A 23107-nucleotide genomic window follows, 5' to 3' on the forward strand; every position below is an offset into this window, starting at 1 on the left:
CCGGTTTTTGCATCCACTCACATTGCTATCAGGCCAGCGTATAGGCTGTCTTGACCGTCGTGTAGAACTCGGCGGCGTAGCGGCCCTGCTCGCGCGGACCGTAGCTCGAACCCTTGCGTCCGCCAAATGGCACGTGGAAATCGACACCGGCGGTCGGCAGATTGACCATCACCATGCCCGCTTCCGAATTGCGCTTGAAATGCGTGGCGTATTTCAGGCTCGTCGTGCAGATGCCAGACGACAGGCCGAAGCTCGTATCGTTGGCGGTAGCAAGCGCTTCTTCATAATTCTTGACGCGGATGACCGAAGCGACCGGGCCAAAGATTTCCTCGCGGCTGATACGCATCTGGTTGGTGGCTTCAGTGAAAAGCGCAGGCTGGAGGTAGAAGCCCGGCGTTTCGCGGTTCAGACGTTCGCCGCCAAAAGCAAGCTTTGCGCCTTCCTTGCGACCAAGCTCGATATAATCCATGTCCTGCTGAAGCTGGCTTTCATCCACGACCGGGCCGATATGCGTGCCCTGCTTCAGGGCATTGTCGACCACAACGCTTTTCAGCTTTTCGATTGCAGCAGCGACAAACTTGTCGTGGATGCCTTCCGTCACGATGATACGCGACGACGCCGTGCAGCGCTGGCCCGTCGAGAAGAAGGACGAATTGACCACGGACTCGACAGCGACATCGAGATCGGCGTCATCCAGGACGACAACCGGGTTCTTGCCGCCCATTTCGAGCTGGAAGCGGCGGTTGTGCTCGATGGAAGCCGCCGCAACGCGCTTGCCCGTGCCGGTCGAGCCGGTGAAGGTCACGGCCTGAACATCGGCACTGTCCAGAATGGTCTGACCGACAACCGAACCCTTGCCCATGACGAGATTGAGAACGCCCTTTGGCAATCCCGCACGGTGCAGGATATCGACAATCGCCCAGGAGCAGCCCGGCACGAGATCAGCCGGTTTGAACACAATCGTGTTGCCGTAGCAAAGTGCCGGCGCAATCTTCCAGGCCGGAATAGCGATCGGGAAATTCCATGGGGTAATGATGCCCACGACACCGATCGGCTCACGGGTGATTTCCACACCGATACCCGGACGTGCAGAAGGCAGAACTTCGCCAGCCAAACGCAGGGCTTCGCCCGCGAAGAAATCAAAAATCTGGCTGGCGCGAATAGTTTCGCCGATGCCTTCAGCCAGCGTCTTGCCTTCTTCGCGCGACAGGAGACGGCCAAGCTCGTCCTTGCGCGCCAGAATTTCATCGGCAGTTTTGCGCAGGATGGCGTGGCGTTCCAGAATGCCGGAACGCGACCAGGCCGGGAAAGCGGCTTTCGCGGCGGCAATGGCTGCCTTGGTGTCTTCGGCAGTTGCCCGCGCATAGGTCCCAACGACATCATTCGTATCCGAAGGATTGATGTTGGCGATCCCGTCGCCGCCGACCCATTCGCCCGCGATCAGATTTTGATGGACTGTCATGAACTCTCCCTGTGCGCCGCACGGCTCTGATATATCTCAGAACGACCCTTCACCCATGAGCGGCAGAATTGCAAGGCCGGAGCCGTCCTGTAACGGAAAAAGTGAAAATATCCGGTCGGCAAAGGGCTGAAAGCTGGATCAGCACTCCTTAAAACAAGGCTTGCAAATTTGTCACAGTCAAATGGTTGGATAGGAAATTCGCCATTTTGCGTCTTGGCAAAAATTTTTGCTCATTTATTGTGCATTCATCTGCAACACTGGCAAGAGGTATGAGATGCGTGTCTATTACCCATTCCCCATGGTGCCCAGTGTTTGCGCGGGCGCTTCCAAGCTTTAAGTCTTTGGCCCGCATTGCAGGCTGAGGCCTGAACGCCCTCCCTAAAAGGGCAAATTCCAAAACTTCCAAATTTGCCGCAGCCCTCACCGGCTGCTTGTTTTGTCTTCTTTAAAGGAACCAGAATCCGTTTAAACACGGCCTGGTATTATAGATATGACTCGGTTTCGCATAGATTTCCGGGGACCTGCCTTCCGCAATGTCCTCGGCTACACTTTCGGCCATTGGCGAAGTCAGCCCTTGCGGCTGACGCTGATGATAATCGGCATGCTGCTTGCAACAGCCGCAGATGTTCTGACACCGCTCTATTCCGGTCGGTTGGTCGACGCATTGTCGCTTGGCGGCGACAGTGGGTGGGATGCGGCCATCCACGCCCTGATCATCCTGCTTGCGCTGGGTGCGCTGGCGTTGATTACGCGTCAGCTGACCTTCTATGTCATCACGGACTTCACCTTGAAGATCATGAGCGACATGGCGGCAAGTTCGTTCCGTAAGCTGCAGCGGTTTTCGACAGACTGGCACGCCAACGCCTTTGCCGGATCGACCGTGCGCAAGGTCTCGCGTGCCATGTGGGCGCTCGACCTGCTCAACGATACGCTGATCGTGGCACTGTTGCCGTCAATCCTGATGCTGGTTGGTTCGGTGGTACTTCTATCGTGGTACTGGCCGCTGATGGGGTTGCTGGTTGCAATCGGTTCGGTGCTGTTCATCGTCTGCACGATCGTGATTTCGCTTGGCTTTGTTGCGCCTGCGGCAACGCTTGCCAATAGCTGGGACACGCGAATGGGCGGCGCTTTGGCCGATGCCATTTCGTGCAACGCCGTTGTCAAGGCATTTGGCGCGGAAAGCCGTGAAGATGCACGTCTTGCAAAGGTCGTTTCCAAGTGGCGCGGTCGCACACGCCGCACATGGCTGATCGGTACGCTGAATGGCTTCATTCAGGGCGCGAACCTGCTGGTGATGCGCGGCGTGGTCATCGCCTTTGCGCTCTATCTGTGGAGCCAGGGCAAGGCAACGGCGGGTGATATCACCTTCGTCCTGACAGCCTTCTTCATGTTGCAAGGCTATCTGCGCGACGTAGGAATGCATATCCGCAACCTGCAGCGTTCGGTCAACGACATGGAAGAACTGGTCGACATCGAGGCACAGCCTTACGGCATTGCCGACAAGCCAGGTGCACCGGCGATCAAGATTGGAAATGGCGAGATCACCTTCGATCACGTCACTTTCCACTATGGCAACCACGAAGCAGCCCTCTATCGCGACTTTTCAGTCAAGATCGAGGCAGGCGAACGGGTTGGTCTGGTCGGTCATTCGGGCTCGGGCAAGACGACGTTCGTCAAGCTGATCCAGCGTCTCTACGATGTCAGTGGCGGCGCCATCAAGATTGACGGACAGAACATTGCCGAAGTCACACAGGCATCGCTCAGATCGCAGATCGCCATCGTGCAGCAGGAGCCAATCCTGTTTCACCGGACGCTGGCCGAGAACATCGCCTATGCCCGCCCCGGTGCGACACAGGCGGAAATCGAAGAGGCTGCACGCCTCGCAAGCGCGCATGACTTCATCAGCCGCCTGCCGAAAGGCTATGCAACGCTTGTCGGTGAACGGGGTGTGAAGCTTTCGGGTGGCGAGCGTCAGCGTGTGGCGATTGCCCGTGCGTTTCTGGCAGATGCACCAATCCTTATTCTGGATGAGGCCACATCGAGCCTCGATTCAGAATCGGAAGTGCTGATTCAGCAGGCAATGGAACGGCTGATGGTTGGTCGTACGACGCTTGTCATTGCGCACCGGCTTTCGACGGTTCGTGCGCTTGACCGGTTGCTGGTTTTCGACAAGGGCAAGATCCTTGAAGAAGGCGATCATGATGCGCTTATCCGCAAGCCGGGTGGCATCTATCGCCGCCTGTTCGAGCGGCAGGCGCTGGAACTGACCAAGGGACTGGAAGACGTCTTTTCGTAATCCAATCCGCTATAATGCCATGGACAGGGCCGGAATAGTTCCGGCCCTGTTTTCATTTTAGAGCATTCCCTGTTTTGATTGAATCATTAGAAATACTCTATCTGTTTGTTTTCACGCATGTCTTTATCCCGAAACCGGTTCCCACTTTCGGGAGACATGCTCCATTCATCATCCATTCAGATCACGGTGCGTATCACTCGCGGCCCAAGCGTGCCTTGACATTTCCATGACAGAAATGTGACAGGCTTTTTGTAGAAGTGCGGGAGTTAGTGAGTAAAACATGCCGGGTGTGATGGAAAATACCGCAGCGCGTCGCTGGAGCGATGCCGCGATTTTCGGGCCTGCCCGTATTGCCTGGCCGCTGCGCCTCGCCGCAATTGCGCTCGCTTCCATTGTACTTTCAACGCTGCTGGTTTTCACTGTCGAATGGATCGTGCGCGGCTCGTTCACCGACGCGATGCAGTTCTTCCGCACACCGCATAAGCCTGCATGGACGACCGTTGCGCTCTTCGTCGTGGTCCTGACAGCAAGCGACGCTATTTTCGGACGCATTCACTATGGCTTCTTTGTTGTCGCCCCGCTGGCACTGATTGCGGCCACAACTGCACGCGAAAAGAGCCTTTATCTCGGTGACCCGCTTTATCCGAGCGATTTTCTCTATGCCCGTCAGATCGTCGATCTTCTGCCGCTTCTGGTGCGTGACCGCCCGTGGAGTGCGGTCGGCATAGCCCTGCTTCTCATCGCTTCGGCAGCGGTGATGATCACCGTGACGCTGTTCTGGTGGCGGCGCTTTGACCCAATCCCATGGAAGGGTCGGATGCTGCGTATTGCCTTCGCGCTGCCCTTGCTCGCCTGGTTCGCAGTGATTTCCGACTATGCCAGTTTTTCGCTGGCGCGCGACCGTCTGCGCATCCTGCCGATCATGTGGGACCAAAAGGAAAACTACGCCCATAACGGCTTTACCATGGCCTTCATCCTGAATGTGCCAATGGCTACCGTCTTCGCTCCGGAAGGCTATTCTTCCGAAGCAATTGCCGCCATCGAACCGCCGGCGCAGTTGATCCCTGCTGCATTCGATACCAGCAAGCCTGACGTCATTATGGTGATGAGCGAATCCTTCTGGGATCCGACCCGCCTTCCGGGCGTGGCTTTCAGCGCCGACCCGATCCCGACAGTCCGGGCGGAACAATCCGGCCATGTCTTCTCTCCAGAATTCGGTGGCATGACTGCCAATGTCGAGTTCGAGGCTCTGACCGGTTTTTCCAAAGCCTTCCTGCCCTCCGGCAGTATCCCTTATCAGCAATATATCCGTCGCCCGCTTCCCTCGCTTGCAAGCTTTTTCAAGGATCAGGGTTATGCGACGCGCGCCATCCACCCCTATCGCCAATGGTTCTGGAACCGCGGCCCCGTCTATGAAAGCATGGGCTTTGACAAGTTCATGTCAGAAGAAAACATGCCACCGCTGGAAAAGCGCGGCTCATTGGCCTCCGACGCTGCTTTGACCGACGAAATCATCCGCGAAACAGATTCCATGGATGCGCCGTTCTTCTTCTTTGCCGTCTCGCTTCAGGGACATGGCCCCTACGAAGCCAATCGTTACCCGGATTCCAAACTTGAGGTGCAGACTGACGCCAGCGAGCACACGCGCCAGTCGATCCGTTCCTATTCGCAAGGCGCCATGGATGCCGATACGAGCCTTGCACGGTTGATGGAATGGGCGTCGAAGCGCGACCGCGAAACCATTCTCGTCTTCTTCGGTGACCATCTGCCACCACTCGGCCCCGTCTATGTCGAGACCGGGTTCATGGCAAACCGGGTCGCGAGCCGCACAGCGCCTGCCGCCGATATGATGCTGCAACACGAAACGCCGCTTGTTCTCTGGTCGAATAAACGTGGTGCCGAGCGGGGAACCGGTACGATCAGCCCTGCCTTCCTGCCGCTGCACATTCTGGATATGGCGGGTATGCAGCATCCCTATTACACAGGCTTCCTGCGTCAGTTGCATGAGCGCTATCAGGTCGTTGACAATCATGCGGTTTTCGACCGCTCGGAGAAAGTCGAGGAAGGCTGGCAACAGAGGCCGCCATTTCCTCCTCTCCTGCGTGACTATCAGATGCTGCAATATGACATGATCTTCGGCAGCAATTTCGCCCGCGAGCGGTTCTTCCCCGCGCGTCCAGCACAGAGTTAGACAGGCCTATACCGGCGCTTTTCCCGATGACTGGCGGATGATGAGTTTATACTCAATTCGCCGGGAAGCAGATAAGTGACCGGTTTCGATCTGGTTGAGAAGCATGTCCGCCGCATCGCGGGTCATCTCGAAAATCGGCTGGCGGACGGTGGTGATCCGCGGCGAAACCATGCTGGCAATCGCGCTGTCATCGAAGCCAACCACCGTTAGCTGATCAGGTATCGCAATGTTGCGGTCATAGGCGACCTGCATGACGGCGGCGGCCATATCGTCGTTTGACGCAAACACAGCGGTGGGTGGTTCCTCAAGCGAAAGCAGCTTCTTTCCGGCAGCGAGACCGCTCGCAAAACTGAAGCCACCCTGCACCTCATAATCGGGATTGCGCTTGATCCCTGCCTTTTCCAGTGCGCGGCGATAGCCCGCGAGGCGCAGCTCTGCCGAGCGATGGGTTGGATCGCCAATCACGATCGCAATCCGGCGATGGCCGAGTTTCAGAAGATACTCCATCAGATCGACGCCAGCCGCTTCGTCATCGATCGTGACGCTATCGGTCGGGTGCACGTTCGCGTCGCCTGCGACACGGGCAAATGGCATTGCGGAAGCCGTCAGTTCGGCCAGAATTTCAGGATCGTCCGACATGGGCGGCGTCACGATGATGCCGTCGAGACCGGAAGCGTGGGCTGTTTCGATCAGCGCACCACGGATGTCTTCGCGATTTTCGACGGGGAAGATCAGCAGCCGGTACCGCGTGTCGCGCAGCCGTTCCAGTGCGCCCATCTGCAGTTCGGTGACATAGCTGGCGCTGGGGTTCTCGAAGAAAAGTCCGATCAGGTGAGAACGCCGTTCAACAAGGTTGCGTGCTGCAGCATTGGGACGGTAACGGAGCTCACCCCCCGCCTGTCTGACCCTTTCGCGAATGGCTTCGCGCACATTCGGTTCGTCATTGTAGACGCGTGAAACTGTCTTGATCGACACACCGGCAAGGCGTGCCACATCATGAATGGTTGCTCGTTTTCCTGCTGCGGCCATGTTGGATCGTCTCCCTCCCTCTCCGATCTAACTAACCGCTTCGCCACAAAACGAAAAGAGAAATCAGGGAACCGAACAGACCCGCGAACGCGTCAGAAACCGAACTTCGCGCCCATTGTCGAGGGAGAACATGCCTCCGCGCCCCGGAACGACATCGATGATGAGTTCGGTATGCTTCCAGACCTCATATTGCGGGCCGCTGATATAGACCGGAGCGTCACCGATTTCGCCCAGTTTTACATCCGTATCGCCGACAATAAATTCTCCTTGTGGATAGCACATCGGTGATGACCCGTCACAACAACCACCCGACTGGTGGAACATGATCGGCCCATATTCGGCCTGCAATTCACGGATGAGGTCAAGCGCTGCCGCCGTGGCGCTAACCTGACCCTTGCCGTCGCCGGGAGCTACCTCAACCATATCCTCCTCCATGATACGAAAGGGCGGAAATTCACCGCCCTCTCTTAATATTAGCCCAACTTGCCTATTGAGTCAGGTCCACGACTACGCGACCTTCAATATTGCCTTGGCGCATATCATCGAAGATGGAGTTGATATCTTCGAGCTTCTCCGTGCGGATGGTAGCGCGGACCTTGCCGTCGCCAGCAAAATCCAGCGACTCCTGCAGATCGAGCCGCGTACCGACGATTGAGCCGCGCACGGTGACGCCGTTCAGCACCATGTTGAATATTGAGAGCGGGAAGTCACCGGGTGGCAGACCGTTTAGAGATACAGTCCCACCACGCGATACCATGCCCAAGGCCTGTTCGAATGCGATCGGCGAAACAGCCGTAACCAGCACGCCTTGCGCACCGCCATCGGTTTCTTTTTTGATATAGGCCGCCGGATCATTATGCGTTTTTGCATTGACGGTAACCGTCGCGCCAAGCTTCCGCGCGAGATCAAGCTTTCTGTCGTCGATGTCGACAGCGGCAACGTTAAGCCCCATTGCCTTGGCATATTGCACCGCCATATGGCCGAGACCACCGACACCGGAGATCACAACCCAGTCACCGGGTTTGGTATCCGTTACCTTCAGACCCTTGTAGACCGTCACGCCAGCACAGAGAACCGGCGCGATTTCGTTGAAATCAATGTTCTTCGGCAAGTGACCAACAAAATTCGGATCGGCAACGACATATTCGGCAAAGCCACCATTGACCGAATAGCCTGTATTAAGTTGCTCTTCGCAGAGTGTTTCCCAGCCGCCCAGGCAATGACGACAGTGGCCACATGCGGTATAAAGCCATGGAACGCCGACGCGGTCGCCTTCCTTAACGTGTTTGACACCGCTACCGACAGCCGAAACATAACCGACGCCTTCATGCCCCGGAATGAATGGCGGGTTGGGCTTTACCGGCCAGTCGCCTTCGGCTGCATGCAGATCGGTATGGCAAACGCCGGACGCATGGATGGCAACCTGTATCTGTCCCGGTCCGGGCTCGGGTATCGGCACTTCGTCGATTGTCAGTGGCTTTCCGAATGCGCGCACCACAGCGGCTTTCATTGTCTTTGCCATGAAGTTTCTCCTTCGTTGTCGAACTGAGCTGGCTTCCTGGGGGAGGGAAGAAATGAATGTCGAAAACTGAATGCTTTCCGGAGGCACTAGAAGAAGGTCGCCCGGGCGTTTCCGCCCAGGCCCCCTTGGGAGGGGTATTGGAAACCGTTATGCTCGACGCAATACTGGCATGAGGAACGGTTCCATCCCTTGATTGAGCGCAATACGAAGATGTTTTCTCCGTATTGCAGTTCCGGGGTCAGCTTCGGCTAGAAGAAACCCAGTTTCTTCGGGCTGTAGCTCACCAGCATATTCTTGGTGTTCTGATAGTGATCCAGCATCTTGAGGTGGTTTTCGCGACCGATACCCGATTGCTTGTAACCGCCAAATGCCGCATGTGCCGGATAGGCATGGTAGCAATTGGTCCACACACGACCGGCCTGAATGGCACGTCCGAAGCGATAGGCACGCGTGCCATCACGCGTCCATATACCGGCACCCAGACCGTAAAGCGTATCGTTGGCAATCGATAGCGCTTCCGCATCGTCCTTGAAGGTAGCAACAGACACAACCGGTCCGAAGATTTCCTCCTGGAAAATGCGCATCTTGTTAGTGCCCTTGAATACGGTCGGCTTGACGTAATAACCGCCAGCCAGATCGCCCGGCAGAATATTGCGCTCGCCACCTGCCAGCACTTCAGCACCTTCTTGGCGGCCAATATCGAGATAGCTCAGGATTTTTTCCAGCTGCTCACTGGAAGCCTGTGCACCGATCATCGTGGCAGGATCGAGGGGATCGCCCTGCACGATTGCATTCACGCGCTTGAGCGCCTTTTCCATAAACTTGTCGTAAATCGATTCATGGATGAGCGCGCGACTTGGGCATGTACAGACTTCGCCCTGATTGAGTGCGAACATCACAAAGCCTTCGATGGCCTTGTCGAGGAAATCGTCGTCTTCCGCTGCGACATCCTTGAAGAAGATATTCGGCGACTTGCCGCCGAGTTCCAGCGTAACCGGGATGAGGTTCTGGCTGGCATATTGCATGATCAATCGACCCGTCGTCGTTTCGCCGGTGAAGGCGATCTTGGCGATACGCGGGCTCGATGCGAGCGGTTTGCCTGCCTCAAGACCAAAACCATTGACGACATTGATCACACCGGGGGGCAAAAGATCGCCGATCAGATCCATGAGCACCAGGATCGATGCCGGTGTCTGTTCAGCCGGTTTCAGTACGACGCAGTTGCCCGCCGCAAGGGCCGGAGCAAGCTTCCACGTCGCCATGAGAAGCGGGAAATTCCACGGAATGATCTGACCGACAACGCCGAGTGGTTCATGGAAATGATAAGCGACCGTGTCGTGGTCGATTTCGGAAATGCTGCCTTCCTGGGCGCGGATCACACCGGCGAAATAACGGAAATGATCGATGGCCAGAGGAAGATCGGCAGCGGTGGTTTCGCGGATTGGCTTGCCGTTGTCCCAGGTTTCGGCGGCAGCGAGCGCAGGCAGATTTTCCTCAATCCGGTCAGCAATGCGATTGAGGATGAGCGCGCGTTCCGCCGCGCTCGTCTTGCCCCAGGCATCCTTGGCGGCATGCGCTGCGTCGAGAGCCGCTTCAACATCGGCGGCATCCGAGCGGGCTACTTCGCAAAGCACCTGACCATTGACCGGTGAAGTGTTCTCGAAATAGCGGCCCGACTTGGGCTCGACCCATTTGCCCCCGATGAAGTTTCCGTAGCGTTTTGCGAAAGCCGGCTTCACGGTCCGGCTGAATTCAACCTTGTTCATGACATTCCTCCCAAAACCACGCTGCTCCTACAGCGTTTCATGAGTGAGGATCGCGCGGCAGCACGAAAGAGTCATCCCGCGCATTCAAGCTCGCAAGGTTATGTGTCGCAATATTGAGACAGTTGCGCCCGCTTATTGCTGATTAGTGCGGACGAATGATCTTCAGGCGGTTGAGCTTGCGATGAAGCGTGGCGCGACTGATGCCCAAAAGGCCGGCTGCGGCCGAAATATTCCCTTCTGCGCGCGCAAGAGCGCGCAGAATAACGCTGCGCTCTGACTCGGCCATATCCTCACGAGGGTCAGCATGCCAGCCGAGAAGATCGGCTGCAGGCAACGGAACTGCAATAGCGGCATCGTCAAGGCCCATTGCCAGACGCGCCGCACGTGTGGCGCCGATGACCAGATCATCCTTGTCGACCGCGATCAGTGCTCCGCCGGTTCTGTCGGGGCTTGGCGCCAGCATGATACGAGCCTCGGGAAAAGCCTGACGGAAATTTTCAGCCTCGATGCGCCGTGCAGCATCGATCACTGCGACAGATATAAGCTGCGCAAAAGCCTCCGTCAGATCGGCGCGGCACGAGGAAACATCAAGCGCTGCCATCAAACGCCCTTGATGATCATGGATCGGGGCGACCGTACAGGAAAGCCCGATATTACGGGTATGAAAATGCTGGTCGCGATGAATTGTCAGCGGGCGCTGTTCAACAATGCATGTACCGATACCGTTGGTACCTTCGCTCTGTTCGCTCCAGACAGCACCGGTCCAAAGCCCCCAGCGATAGAATGTATCATCGTCGCCCGGCGCACCACGACGTTCAACGGGAACGCCCTCACTGTCAGCCAGAAGCACGCAACAACCCACACCACCGACGGCCAGATAAAGGCGATCCATACTGGCTTGCGCTATGCTGACAAGACGTTCGATACGTTGATGAGCGGTTCTGAATTCACCATCGGAAAGGGTGCGCACCGACCCCAGTTCGGCAGGATCAAGCCCGTGCAGTTCCGACGAGCGTCGCCATGAGGCGACCAGAGCAGATCGCGCTGCCCCTCCCGCTGTCATGATCGCGGATTGAATCAGATCGGCATGTGTTCGGTCTTGCGGTGTGCCCATCTTTTCCTCCCAGGAAGGCTGGAACCCGCTGTCTGGGAGGATAATGACCGCTCAAAACACAACTGGCAAGTGCGGCTACAGATTGAGAGGGCTTAGGCGACGCGTGCAGGCTTCAGATATTCCTCAAGCGAGGAAACATCCGCCGCATTCAGGCGAAGACCAAGTTTCGTACGCCGCCACAAAATATCCTCGGCGCTCACCGCCCATTCATTCTCAAGCAGATACTGCACTTCGGCTTCATAAAGATCGGCACCGAAATGCTGTCCAAGGTCGGCAAGTGAAGTGGCTTCCCCAAGCAGAACATGAATACGCGTTCCATATTGCCGGAACAGGCGCCGCGCATGAGCAGGCGTCAGGAAAGGATATGCAACTTTCACCTTCTGCAGCTCACGCTCGAACTCGACATCCACGAAATCACCACCGGGTAACGGAGCAGCATGGGTCCACGGCGCACCTTTTTGCCCCAGCCTATGCTCGATCTTCTCCAGCATATGTTCGGCAAGTCGCCGCGCAGTGGTCAGCTTACCGCCAAAAACGTTGATCAGAGGTGCAAGCCCATCGGGTGCATCTTCTTTCAGGACATAATCGCGCGTTGCTTCCTGTGCCTTGCTTGCACCGTCATCATAAAGCGGGCGCACACCGGAATAGGTCCAGACGATATCCGCGCGTCTGACCGGCTCCTTGAAATATTCGCTGGCTGCCGCGCAGAGATAGTCGGTCTCACCATCGGTGATCGCAACCTTGGCCGGGTCACCCTGATAGTCCTGATCGGTTGTGCCAATCAGGGTGAACTCATCCTCGTAGGGGATGGCGAATATGATACGCCCGTCATTGTTCTGGAAGAAATAGGAACGGGGATCGGAGAACTTCTTGCGCACCACAATATGGCTGCCCTGAACAAGCCGGACATTGTGAAGCTGTCGATCTCCTTCGACACCCTGCAGAACCTTGTCGGCCCAGGGACCAGCAGCATTGACCAGCAGACGAGCCCGAACTTCCTCGCGCTCATGTGTACCGGTATCTTCGAGCGTAATGGTCCAGTATTCCCTGTCCCGGCGCGCCGCCACGACCTTGGTTCGGGTTTGGATTATCGCTCCGCGATCCGCTGCATCACGGGCAGTTAAGGCAACGAAACGCGCGTCATCCACCCAACAGTCCGAATATTCGAATGCCTTGGTAAAAAGCGGTTTCAAGGGCTGCGCAGCCGGGTCGGAGCGCATATCAAGCGTACGCGTGGCGGGGAGCTTTTTACGCCCGCCCAGATGGTCGTAGAGAAACAGCCCGAGCCTCAACAGCCATGCAGGGCGCATTCCGCCCTTATGATAAGGCAGCACAAAGCGCATCGGATGAATGATGTGCGGTGCATTGGCCCACAACACCTCGCGCTCCATCAGCGCCTCGCGCACCAGACGAAATTCATAGTGCTCCAGATAGCGTAAACCACCATGAATGAGTTTGGTTGCCCGCGATGAGGTGCCACTTGCCAGATCGTTCATCTCGGCAAGGCCAACTGAAAATCCCCGACCAACCGCATCACGTGCGATACCGCAGCCGTTGATGCCACCGCCGATTACAAAAATATCAAATAGTTTCTCTTGCGCCATGGCGAACCCCGAAGACCACTCTCCGAAAACCAAAGCGAATATAAATCATTTCATACGAAAGCAAATCGAAAATAAACGAAACTATGCTTGTTTTTCTGCCGCCCGGCTTTCTCCAAGGGTTTCAATCAGCTCTACCTCACTTTCGTGGCACAGCTCCCGCAACTGGTTCGACGGACAATGGTCGGTAATGAAGGTATTGATCTGCGATATGTGGCCGATACGCACCGGAGCTGTCCGCTCCAGCTTTGTGGCGTCAGTCACAAGGATTACGTGCCGGGCATTGGCGATAATGGCCTGCGCCACCTTCACTTCGCGGAAATCGAAATCGAGCAAAGCACCGTCTTCGTCCATAGCCGAAGCGCCGATGATTGCGTAATCGACCTTGAACTGGCGGATGAAATCAACGGCGGCCTCGCCAACAATCCCTCCATCAGACGGGCGCACGACGCCACCTGCCACCACCACCTCTATAGAGGGGTGAACACGCAACGTATTGGCAACATTGATATTATTGGTGATGACCATCAGATTGTTGTGGTCGACCAGCGCTTGACTGACGGCTTCGGTTGTGGTGCCGATATTGATGAACAAGGAAGCACCGTCCGGAATGATTTCTGCGGCAGCGCGCCCGATCGATTCCTTTTCATGCGCGGCGATGCGGCGTCGTGCTTCATACTCCATGTTCTCGACGCCGGATGGATAGAGTGCACCCCCATGGATGCGGCGCAACATCCGGGCGCGGCAAAGATCATTCAAATCCTTGCGGACCGTCTGCGGCGTTACCTCGAAAGCCGCAGCCAGATCATCCACCAGAACCTGCCCTTGCTTGCGAGCGAGCTCAAGAATTGCATTGTGACGGGGAGTGAGCTGCATTTTTATCCCGGATCTGGCATTATTCTGATTACGTTCGGGTAATTTCGCGTTTTTTCGATAGAAAGCAACCATTTCAGTTCGAATGGCTTCGAATAGCATTCGCTTTTCAGCAATTTTCGATATTTGTTGCTTTCGCCCAATGGCCAACAAAAGCAGCATAAATTCAAGTATAAACATTCGTTTACATTTCAAACGAAACGCATATTTCACCGATCAATGTCTAAAGCTCGACCGCCCCTTCGAACGGCCCGATGCAACTCTCATAAACCTAATCGCTAATAGAGAATCCAATATCTATATTCACTGAAAATCGAACAGTTGTATTCTTTCAGTTATCTCTTGCACATGAAAGACTGAAGCAAAGCAAGAGTTACCGGTATGGTAAAAACTTCGCATAGCGCATTTATCCCGGTTCGATGTAACTAAAAAACAAAACCATCGAGCCGTTTAATGATGTTGTTTAGCTTTGGTCGAAGAATGTGGGGAATGAGTAGCGTTATAGCGTAGCAGATCGAGTATGTAATCAGGCTCTGGAAGGCTGGCATTTCAGGGGAGACTGGACTGAGAGCCCAACAAAAGAACATCCATCCTTATTATGGAGGAGCGGATCACCAGTTCGCCCCTCCACATTTTGTGGGCAACAGGCGCTGAGCCAGATCAACGAAAATCGAAATAGTCAGTCGAAATCGAACTTCTCGCCGTACATTCTGTGCAGTTTGCACGCTACTTCCGTGCGGTTCGCGGCACCGATCTTCTTCATGATGTTATGCACGTGTGCCTTTACCGTGCCTTCGCTCATACCGAGTTCGAACGCGATGATCTTGTTCGATTTGCCAATTCGGATGGCATGGACGACCTCGATCTCTCGTGCCGTGAGCAGTTCACCCAAAACATCGTCGTCGATATCGGTCGGCGCGGTTTGGAAAACCATGGAGGCCGGAACATACATACCGCCAGCGGTGGCAAGATGGATGGCTTCAACACAGACTTTGATATCGACTGAAGTGGGAATGTAGCCACGAGCACCGATTTCCATGGCGCGCACAACCTGGGACCACTCCTCGCGTTCGGCGAGAAAAACGACCGGAACCGGACGCCAGAGTTCGATCACAGCCTGCAACTTCTCCGAAAAAAACGGATCGGCCAAACGCTTTGAGCCGATATTGATCAGAACAACAGCAATATCGTCCGTTGGATCTGCGAGTTCAACCGCCGCTTGCGTTTCCACGGGAAGCTTGAGTCCGTTCAGCACAAGCCCGTTATAAAGGCACTGCCGCTCAAGATTGCTCTTGCATACGAGCAACAAACGCCGACCACGTGCTGCCTCAATGCTTGCGGCGTTTCCCCTGTCGCCCATGCTTTCCGAAGCAGCCCAAAGGCTATCCCCTCTTGTTTCCAACATGTGATACTCCCGGCGCTACTCAAGTTGCTCTATGTTTATGCATCCAACTATTACTTTCGTCAGAGACGAGTGATTTCCGGTGCTTGTCTGGATAGACCTGTAGCCTTGACTGGGGTAAATATTGCTATCGGGAAATAATCGTGTCATTAACTTATGTTAGCAATGCAGAAAATTTATGACCGTCCATAAGAACGACTTGGAGAGAGGTAGGATATAGCCTCTATATCTTTCGTTTAGTTGGTTTTCGATTTTACTGAATTCGTCAGCGCAAAGGGGGGCAATTGCGCGTTTCAAAGCTCAGGGGCACTCAGACTTCCAACTGAAATGTTCAACTGGTTGTTTATTCGATTTCCGCGCAAAACCGCCATGCGGTATGGTGGAAGTGCTTTAAATTGCATATCGATTTGATTGAATCGAACGAGCGCCCTAACTGTTCATGTTGACGCGCATCTTTTCCGAAAGGCTGTTTCACAAATTTCGGGATACGCTCTAGTGGGTTAGAAATGCATAGTGGCAAGCAGATCACAGACCCATCGATTGAAGCGCTTATTGGTTTATTGGAGGCACCTCCAATTCTTGCCAAGCTGGAAGCGCGGGAAACAGATGCGCTTTCTTCTCTCACTGTTATCGAAAACGATTATGCGGCCGATGCCACCCTCATTGAACAGGGGGCACGTGTCAGAAGCATCCATCTCGTGCGATCCGGTTGGGGGTGCGTATATCGCGATCTTTCAAGCGGCGAGCGGCAGATCATCGACTTTCCCATGCGGAGCGATTTTCTCGGACTCCGAACCGCCGATGGCTACAGCTACAACACAATCGCGGCAATTACGCCTATGTCGGCTTTCGAGATTCCGCTTGCCTCACTTGAAGCTTCTATCGAACGCGCGCCACGTCTCAGTCTGATCCTTATCGAACTTCTGGCGCGGCAGCGGTCGATGTTGATCGAACATCTCACCAATATCGGATGCCGCGCGGCGTTCGTCCGAACTGCGCATCTGTTTCTGGAGCTTTCCGACCGCGTGAAATCGTGCGGAATGGGTGATCCGAATTCGTTCTACTGCCCGCTGACGCAATATCAGCTTGCCGACGCTCTTGGACTGACACCGATACATCTCAATCGGATGCTGCGTGACCTGCGCGAGGAAGGGCTGATCCTGTTTCGCTCAAACCGAGTGGAGATACTGGATCGCAAACGCGTGGTCGCCCTCGCCCAATATGATGGGGAGTTCATGCGCATGTCGGTTTTCGGGAGACAAGAGTAAGTCGAAACTTTCGGGAAAATGGTCGGAGTGAGAGGATTCGAACCTCCGACCCCCTCGTCCCGAACGCGGGGGCTTTCTTTGAAAGGTCCGGTTTTCTGGGCTTTCCTATCACGCTTAACCGCGCTTGTTCACCCTTATTTCCGTTTTATCTGTGGGGAATCTGTGGGGAGAATCCGCCTTGTTCCCTGTCTGTGCATCGTTGATGCTCACAACGTTTTTTGGTCGGCGCGCAGCACCATGCTTCGCCGTTATCTTTTCGGCTGCATCAATCTGGAAATCGGGATGGTGATGTCCGTAAGTTTGAACCAACGTTTCAACTGTCATCCCCAAAAAGCCTGCGGACTGCCATACATCCGTTCCGGCCATCATCAGCCATGTCGCAGCTGTGTGGCGGAAGATGTGCGGGGTAACATCCTCCCCGAGACCCGCAATCTTGCGAGCACTGCGAAAGCCTTTTTTGATTGAATTGACCGGTTTTCCGTTCCATTCAACGACAAAGTCCTGAGAGATTCTCCGCCCAATATTTTTGCTCTTGGCGCGGCCCTTCGTATGAATTTCCAGTTCCGTGGTGGCCCAACGTCTCAAATGCGCCAGGAGCCGATCTGGTAGCCGCACTGGCGGTTGCCGTTTTTTGGTTTCCTTCGCGCCTTCTGCCCGGCGATAAAACACGCCGCGCTCCAGATCGACATAACCTTGGCCTTCTGTCGGTCTGATTGCCGCCCCACAAATTGCCGCCGAGCGGGTGCCGGTATAAAGCGCAACCAGCATGAACCGGGCAAGGTGCCTGCCGGTACGGCGAAGACTGCCGTCGCCCGAGGGCGCGCGTTGCGACATCCGCCATGCGGCCCAGATTAGCTTCGCTGCTTCGGAACGGGTAAGCCATCGTTCTCGTCGTTGGGCTTTAACAGGAAGTGTAATTTTCGGAGCGGAGGTCGCGTAGCCCTCCTTGTGGTAGTAATTGATAGCCGAGCGCAAATCTTCGAGTTGTCGCCGTGCGGCCGCTTCGGTCGAGGACTGAGCGATAAAGTCACGGCACAATTTCCCGTTGACCTCGCCCAGCATCTTTTCGCCAAAGAAATCCAAGATGGTTTCGATCCGTGCGGCAGTCTCGCCGGGACGGGCATGTTTGGTTGCTACGTCGGTCAAATAAACATTGACGACATCTGCAATCAGGATCTGATCGGGGTCACGTCCCCTTTCCCGTGCGGGTTGGTATTTTTCGTTGATGTAGGCTGCGAGCGCGATTTCAGCGCGCTCACGGCTTGTCTCGCCGCTGCCAACGCTGATGAACTTTTGCCCATCGCGGATGAACCACCCGGCGCGGTTTCTGAGAGAGCCATCGCTTTTCCGGCTCTCGTCGCGCCAGACGAGGCGCGCACCTTTCGACGTCCGCGACATAATTCACGCATCTCCCTGATAGCAGCTAGCGTTACATACTCTTTGCCTGCGATCAGTTCTGTTTGCAATCGTCCAGCATCGCGTTCCTTCCTAAGCCCGGCAGCTTTCATGCTGCCGTCGGGAAATGCAAGGCGAACAGCATGTTCAAGGCGGAGCGGTGTATCGTCGGAAACGCTCTCAATCTTCAGATTCATCGTCGCGTCTCCGAATCTAGCCCATTCGGACCGGTGGTACGTCTCTCGCGGCATTCTAGTACAGCCAATAGGCGTTTTTCACCCAATGCCACGCATTCAGGTTTTCCGGACGCAATAAGCAAATTGGCGGTATGTTCGAGAGGACCAAAGCGATCTGTCTCTATCGCACCGTGTCTGATTGCCAAGACGCGTTTCGACCTGGCAATATCGAAATGCACCCATGAAGCCTTCCTATGTTTACCGAAAGACAAGACAGGGTGTCCCTGTATCCATTTGCGCTGCACGCCGATCAGGTCGGCCATCGCGAGCAGTTCTTCGTCGGTGTCGGCCCACATATGGCACATGATCATGTTGCCGAACGAAGCGGCCATATCGTCCACATAAACGCTCATTCCGCGCCCTCCGAAGCAGGTGCAGAGGGGAGAGTGGCGAAGACTGGAACTGTGCAGCCGATGAAAGGGGTATTCGCGATCTGAACATTGATCGCGCCACTGACACCCGGAGTTGCCAATCGCTCAATGTCCCCTGGCCGCAAATACGCGACTTGTGTCATTTTCCCTTGCACAAGTGCGATGATATCCGCCGCGACTTGGTCGGTAGGCTTTCCATGGTGTAATCGGGTGTTCTGGCGGATCAGGGCTTCCACCTGCTCAACCAAATCAAAGTCGCTGCATCCCGCGCTATCCCCCTCGACCTTAACGGCGTCGGCATGGTCCGGGGCTGGCTGAGACAACAGGTTCTTAATAGTCTTAAGAAACCAGTCGGCTTCCGAGTAATGCCCATTTGCAGAGCCAGATTTCCAAGCCTCATGATCTCCCAGCGGGGTGTATTCCTCACCGTCCTCGGAATAAGCATCCTCAAGGCCCTTTAAGCCTTTTTGCTTATCAAACCAGTATGCCTTCTGTTTTTCTGCCATAGCGCGGATTTCCCCCAACGCCATCTCACGTACTGCAGATGGACGAGGATATCCGAAGTCAATGAGGGCAAAGTCACGGTCGGCATTCTTGTCGTGGTCGAAAGCTGTCAAGAACCATTGTGGCACCGGATGCCAATCACTGATGCCGTACCATACCCGCTTCGGAGTGATGGTGCGTTCGGCAGTCTCGCCGCGATAATTGGTGTATATGATACGGGCAGGTTCGCCTATCGCTACCATTTCGTCACCTCATATTTCAGATGAAGCTCGCGCATGTTGATGAGGATCGGGTGAGCGCTCGTTGGGCGCACCATGGCCCAGCCCTCGGCAATCGTCATCACACGTGCAGGGTGTTTCGTTTCACGGTTTTGCAGCCGACTGCCCGGCCTGATCTTTCGGGATCGATCAGCCATGGCACACCGCTCCCGGCATCGCGTCATGTTCGATGCCGTCTAGCAGGCGCCCGGTTGCGGCTTTGGAAGAAGGGGCAACGAAGACAACTCTCTCGCCATGAAAGCCTTGCCCACCTTTCAGGTTTAGCCACTGGCCGTCTGGATTCTCGCGTTGAACGACATCGCACCCGCGCCAGTCCGGGTCTTCAACGTCCCGGTCGTAGACCTGATTCCAGTTGCCCCATTGTTTGAAGAAAAACGGAATGTCGGCAGCGGCACACTGATCGCGCAGAGAACGCGCCCAATCCGGATGCATAGGACGTGCGCCCTTCCCGCTTTCCCCACCTGCCACAACCCAATCCAGACCGGGCGCACAACGTTCGTCGTGGTGATGGTGAGCGACTGACAGGTCGAACCTGTGCATCACACCGTGTATGACTTCCCCCGCGCGACCGTCATGGCTATGAGTTCCGCCGCAACCACGTTGACCGCCGATCCATTGGGTTCCGCCCCGCATTGAATTCAAGTTAAGTGGCCCGAGTAATGGCTCGGCACTGACCCAGCGAATTGCTGACGGCGTGTTGAGCAGCGCAGGAATGCGCTCGTCGGCCCGCTTCTGGTCTTCAACCGAAACGCCAAGCCAGACATTGGGCAGCGGCCATGACCAGACCTCGCGCGCGCCTCCGTCGAAGCTGTACCAGTTGGTATAGATTGCTTCGAGCAGGTCATCTTCGGGGCGCGATAGAAATTCGCGCATCCTGTCGGCGCGCTTGGTTAAAACCTGAAAAGTGTGCTGTTTGGCGATCGCCATGATGGTAAAAATGTCTAGAATCCATTCGTCCGGAACGTCTTCGTGGAAAAGGTCGCCGTGCGCGCAGACGAACACCATGCGCGGCTTTTTCCATTCAAGCGGCTGGTAGAGCCATTCGCGGTTAAGCCGAACTTTGCCGTTCCAAACAGGCCCCGACTTCGAGGCTACAGTCAGCCCGGCACGTGAAGGGTGATGTTGCAAGCGCGTGCCGGCGAGCTTCATGGCATAGCAATTCGTGCATCCGGGCGAAACGACGCTGCATCCTGTGATTGGATTCCACGTTGCATCCGTCCATTCGATATGGGTCTTGTCAGCCATGATTGCACACCTCCGCAGAACATTTCTTCCGCCAATCGAAAAAACCGAGTGCGCCATTGCAGGTGATTGGTTTTTCTAGCAGACGCGGATTGTCGAGAACGAAGCCATACGGGCCAAAGAACCAAGGATCGTTTGACCGGCGAACCACATCGACGATATCGACCGTGCCGATGATGGCTCCGCGCGGGATCGATCGAAGCGGCGGCATAGGGTTCAAACGCAACATTTCGCGCGTTGCGTCATCTCTCTGGCCAATCTGATAAGCCAAGGTTCGGCAGTCCTCATACTCGTACTGCGTCATTCCCTTGGAGGCGTGGATGCAAATCGTCCCGCGAATGCTTGTGTTCCAGATGCGATTCTCGACCGGCTTTCCAAGATAAAAGATACAGTGAACCCACGGCTGGCGCACTGACAGGGCCAGTTGTGGTAGGTCTTCTGGAAGAATGAATTTCATAATCGCCCCCTAAACTCGCATCGGCATGATGACGAAAAGGGGTGGCACGTCGCCATCCTCGGCCCCGACGGGCGAAACCTTGCAGGGTGCGCCGGGGTCGCTCAATTCGAACCGCATTTCCTTGGCAGACGCAGCGCCCAGAACGTCGAGGCAGTACTTGTGATTAAATCCGATAGTCACTTCGTCGTCGTGACCTTCGTTTATAACAATGCTGTCCTCGGCCTGCCCGCTATCGGGGTTGGTGACCTCCATCTTCAATTCGCTCGGGCCGAAGCTGAATTTCACAGCTCTGCCGCGCTCGCTGGAAACCGTGCTGACCCGATTGATCGCGCCCGCAAGTTCCTCCCGATCAATGATGTAAGCCTTGTCATTGTTGGCAGGAATTACTCGCTGATATTCTGGATATGTGCCGTCAATCAGCTTCGACGTGATGGCCGTTCCATCAGACAGGATGATGCGAATCTTGCGGTCGGATAACTTTAGAACGATATCCTCATCGCCCTTCGCAAAATGCTGGAGCAACGCAACGGTTCGGCGCGGCACGATAATTGGCGGCATTCCTGCACTGCCTGCCGGGGCTTCGAGTTTCATGTGAGCGAGGCGATGGCCATCTGTCGCCACGAAGGCCAGATGCTCCCCGTCATTGTGCATGAAAACGCCATTAAGATAATAGCGCGTTTCCTCGGTCGAAATTGCGAATGCCACTGTGGAAAGGACGCGCGCAAGCACATTGCCCGGCAGGGCGAATTCGTGCGTGAACTCACCTGCGGACATTTCCGGGAAGTCCGTCGCCGGCAACACCTGCAGACGAAAGCGCGATCGACCCGACTTGATGTTCACGTGCGTCTCGTCGCCTTCGAACGTGACCACACTTCCGTCAGCGAATTTGCTGACTGCGTCATGCAAGAGGCCAGATTGTACCGTGAAGGAACCGATATCGGGCAAGTCTTCGTGCTTTGCCACCGACTTGACCTCAATGTCGAGGTTCGTGCCGGTAACGCACAGTTCGCCATTCTCGACGGTCAGCAACACGTTACCAAGAATCGGGATCGTGTTGCGCTTTTCAACGGCGCGATTAACCGCCGCAAGGGCGGGGAGCAAAGCTCCCCTTTCTATGCTGAAGCTGACCTTCGTCACGCCGCTGCCTCCGGCTTGCCAGCGAAGCATGGCAGTTCCGTCGCCAACTTTACGTCGGAAACCGAATGCTCCAGGTGCTGGGTGATAATCTGGTCCGGGCGATAGATCTGATAGCACCAATGAACACTGCCGCCGCTAACGCGATAGCGCAGACGAACCGGAATGCGCACGGCATCGCCCATGAAAAATACCGGGATCGACAGGATAAACATGCCAGGCACAGTAATGGCCTTGCCGTCCGCACCAACGTGGTTTTCTTCCCACTGAAGCTGTCGTTCGCCAGATTGCAGCGTATGATTGACCTTGACCTTTGACTCCACATTAACCTGCATCTTGCGCGATAGCTCAACCAACTGGTTAGGGTTGGCGACGGTGCAGGAGAAATCTCGAAGGATGTTGGCCTCATCAATGTCGGAAGGTGACGCAAGATCGGGAATGCGATCTTCAAGGAAATAGGCAAACTTTTCCTGATCCATGAACTCGCCATCCTTGCTGACCCAGACTTTCCATTCTTCGGACAGCGGGAACTCGTAGTGGATGCGATGAGACAGGAAGTCGGCAATGCCACCGTTCCGGGCTTCATGATAGTCGATGACTGTGGTCATTGAAGGCTTGCGCCAGTTGAGATCGACAAACACGGCGGAATTTTCCGTCTTGTGCCGGTTGGCCAGATCAATCAGCGATTCCAGCGTCTGGACGGTTGCCGTGCCCTGCTTTCGCTTCGGATGCAGGCGATGCTCTTCGAGCAGCTTGGAAATGCTATTGATGCCGGGTGTTTCACCTCGCGTAAGCAATGCGGGCACGGATTTCGGCAAGCCCGTCAGCTGGTCGTTGGTTTCAATGGTGACCAGTTCCGCACCATCTGCCCGTGCGCCAAGTTCGGCAGCAGCCCGGATATCGAAGCTTTTGAGGGGCATCGGCAAAAGTTCGGAAGTTGTAGTATTCTCGGACATTTTAGCTCCT

At 55.5% G+C, this 23107-nt stretch carries 20 protein-coding genes; 3 read left to right on the top strand and 17 right to left on the bottom strand.

Annotation, left to right across the window (positions count from 1 at the left end; all coding sequences use genetic code 11):
* Positions 1–28: 28 nt before the first annotated feature.
* Positions 29–1462, bottom strand: a complete 1434-nt coding sequence (locus tag FG152_RS09375) for an aldehyde dehydrogenase family protein (RefSeq protein ID WP_029925881.1) — start codon at positions 1460–1462, stop codon at positions 29–31.
* Between the two features lie 490 nt (positions 1463–1952).
* Between FG152_RS09375 and FG152_RS09380 the strand changes: the two genes are divergently transcribed.
* Both FG152_RS09380 and FG152_RS09385 read left to right on the top strand, forming a co-directional pair.
* Complete coding sequence (locus tag FG152_RS09380) at positions 1953–3758, top strand: ABC transporter ATP-binding protein (protein ID WP_011982463.1); 1806 nt, start codon at positions 1953–1955, stop codon at positions 3756–3758.
* Between the two features lie 280 nt (positions 3759–4038).
* Positions 4039–5949 carry an LTA synthase family protein gene (locus FG152_RS09385; protein WP_498986059.1) on the top strand — a complete coding sequence of 637 codons (1911 nt, stop codon included), beginning with the start codon at positions 4039–4041 and terminating at the stop codon, positions 5947–5949.
* A gap of 6 nt (positions 5950–5955) precedes the next feature.
* Here FG152_RS09385 and FG152_RS09390 read toward each other — a convergent pair whose 3' ends face one another.
* The 8 genes from FG152_RS09390 to FG152_RS09425 form a co-directional block, all read right to left on the bottom strand.
* A complete protein-coding gene (locus tag FG152_RS09390) occupies positions 5956–6978 on the bottom strand; it encodes a LacI family DNA-binding transcriptional regulator (RefSeq protein WP_029925885.1) in 1023 nt (340 codons plus the stop codon).
* Positions 6979–7041: 63 nt separating this feature from the next.
* On the bottom strand, positions 7042–7401 hold the full coding sequence (locus FG152_RS09395) for a DUF779 domain-containing protein (RefSeq protein WP_010658044.1): 360 nt from the start codon (positions 7399–7401) through the stop codon (positions 7042–7044).
* 64 nt (positions 7402–7465) lie between these two features.
* Positions 7466–8500, bottom strand: a complete 1035-nt coding sequence (gene adhP, locus FG152_RS09400) for an alcohol dehydrogenase AdhP (protein ID WP_010658043.1) — start codon at positions 8498–8500, stop codon at positions 7466–7468.
* A gap of 248 nt (positions 8501–8748) precedes the next feature.
* Positions 8749–10266: an aldehyde dehydrogenase gene (adh, locus tag FG152_RS09405; RefSeq protein ID WP_011982458.1), complete on the bottom strand. Its 1518-nt coding sequence runs from the start codon at positions 10264–10266 to the stop codon at positions 8749–8751.
* Between the two features lie 142 nt (positions 10267–10408).
* On the bottom strand, positions 10409–11380 hold the full coding sequence (locus tag FG152_RS09410) for a GAF domain-containing protein (protein WP_010658041.1): 972 nt from the start codon (positions 11378–11380) through the stop codon (positions 10409–10411).
* 92 nt (positions 11381–11472) lie between these two features.
* Positions 11473–12984, bottom strand: a complete 1512-nt coding sequence (glpD, locus tag FG152_RS09415; RefSeq protein WP_029925888.1) for a glycerol-3-phosphate dehydrogenase — start codon at positions 12982–12984, stop codon at positions 11473–11475.
* Between the two features lie 81 nt (positions 12985–13065).
* Positions 13066–13857, bottom strand: a complete 792-nt coding sequence (locus FG152_RS09420) for a DeoR/GlpR family DNA-binding transcription regulator (protein WP_010658039.1) — start codon at positions 13855–13857, stop codon at positions 13066–13068.
* 676 nt (positions 13858–14533) lie between these two features.
* Positions 14534–15259, bottom strand: a complete 726-nt coding sequence (locus FG152_RS09425) for a response regulator transcription factor (RefSeq protein WP_010658038.1) — start codon at positions 15257–15259, stop codon at positions 14534–14536.
* Positions 15260–15762: 503 nt separating this feature from the next.
* On the opposite strand from FG152_RS09425, the gene FG152_RS09430 reads away from it, so the two are divergent.
* Complete coding sequence (locus FG152_RS09430) at positions 15763–16524, top strand: Crp/Fnr family transcriptional regulator (protein WP_029925890.1); 762 nt, start codon at positions 15763–15765, stop codon at positions 16522–16524.
* A 114-nt stretch (positions 16525–16638) separates the two neighbouring features.
* Here FG152_RS09430 and FG152_RS09435 read toward each other — a convergent pair whose 3' ends face one another.
* The 8 genes from FG152_RS09435 to FG152_RS09470 all read right to left on the bottom strand — a co-directional run bounded on the left by FG152_RS09435 (position 16639) and on the right by FG152_RS09470 (position 23097).
* A complete protein-coding gene (locus FG152_RS09435) occupies positions 16639–17922 on the bottom strand; it encodes a tyrosine-type recombinase/integrase (protein ID WP_498986071.1) in 1284 nt (427 codons plus the stop codon).
* Positions 17923–18112: 190 nt separating this feature from the next.
* The gene (locus FG152_RS09440; RefSeq protein WP_498986074.1) at positions 18113–18508 is read right to left on the bottom strand and encodes a DUF4031 domain-containing protein; all 396 of its coding nucleotides are present in this window, start codon (positions 18506–18508) and stop codon (positions 18113–18115) included.
* Positions 18505–19272, bottom strand: coding sequence for a hypothetical protein (locus FG152_RS09445; protein ID WP_498986077.1), 768 nt, complete (start codon positions 19270–19272; stop codon positions 18505–18507). The genes FG152_RS09440 and FG152_RS09445 overlap by 4 nt, the downstream gene beginning before the upstream one ends.
* A complete protein-coding gene (locus FG152_RS09450; protein WP_498986080.1) occupies positions 19266–19445 on the bottom strand; it encodes a hypothetical protein in 180 nt (59 codons plus the stop codon). The genes FG152_RS09445 and FG152_RS09450 overlap by 7 nt, the downstream gene beginning before the upstream one ends.
* Positions 19438–20553 carry a phage Gp37/Gp68 family protein gene (locus tag FG152_RS09455; RefSeq protein ID WP_498986084.1) on the bottom strand — a complete coding sequence of 372 codons (1116 nt, stop codon included), beginning with the start codon at positions 20551–20553 and terminating at the stop codon, positions 19438–19440. Before FG152_RS09455 ends, FG152_RS09450 begins: the two co-directional genes overlap by 8 nt.
* On the bottom strand, positions 20546–21007 hold the full coding sequence (locus FG152_RS09460) for an ASCH domain-containing protein (protein WP_498986087.1): 462 nt from the start codon (positions 21005–21007) through the stop codon (positions 20546–20548). The genes FG152_RS09455 and FG152_RS09460 overlap by 8 nt, the downstream gene beginning before the upstream one ends.
* A gap of 9 nt (positions 21008–21016) precedes the next feature.
* Positions 21017–22144 (bottom strand): DNA polymerase III subunit beta, encoded by a 1128-nt coding sequence (gene dnaN / locus FG152_RS09465; RefSeq protein ID WP_498986091.1) that lies wholly within the window; start codon positions 22142–22144, stop codon positions 21017–21019.
* Positions 22141–23097 carry a DUF2303 family protein gene (locus FG152_RS09470; protein ID WP_498986096.1) on the bottom strand — a complete coding sequence of 319 codons (957 nt, stop codon included), beginning with the start codon at positions 23095–23097 and terminating at the stop codon, positions 22141–22143. Before FG152_RS09470 ends, dnaN begins: the two co-directional genes overlap by 4 nt.
* Positions 23098–23107 lie beyond the last annotated feature (10 nt).

The sequence above is a fragment of the Ochrobactrum sp. XJ1 genome, assembly GCF_024701725.1.
Lineage (GTDB): Bacteria > Pseudomonadota > Alphaproteobacteria > Rhizobiales > Rhizobiaceae > Brucella > Brucella anthropi.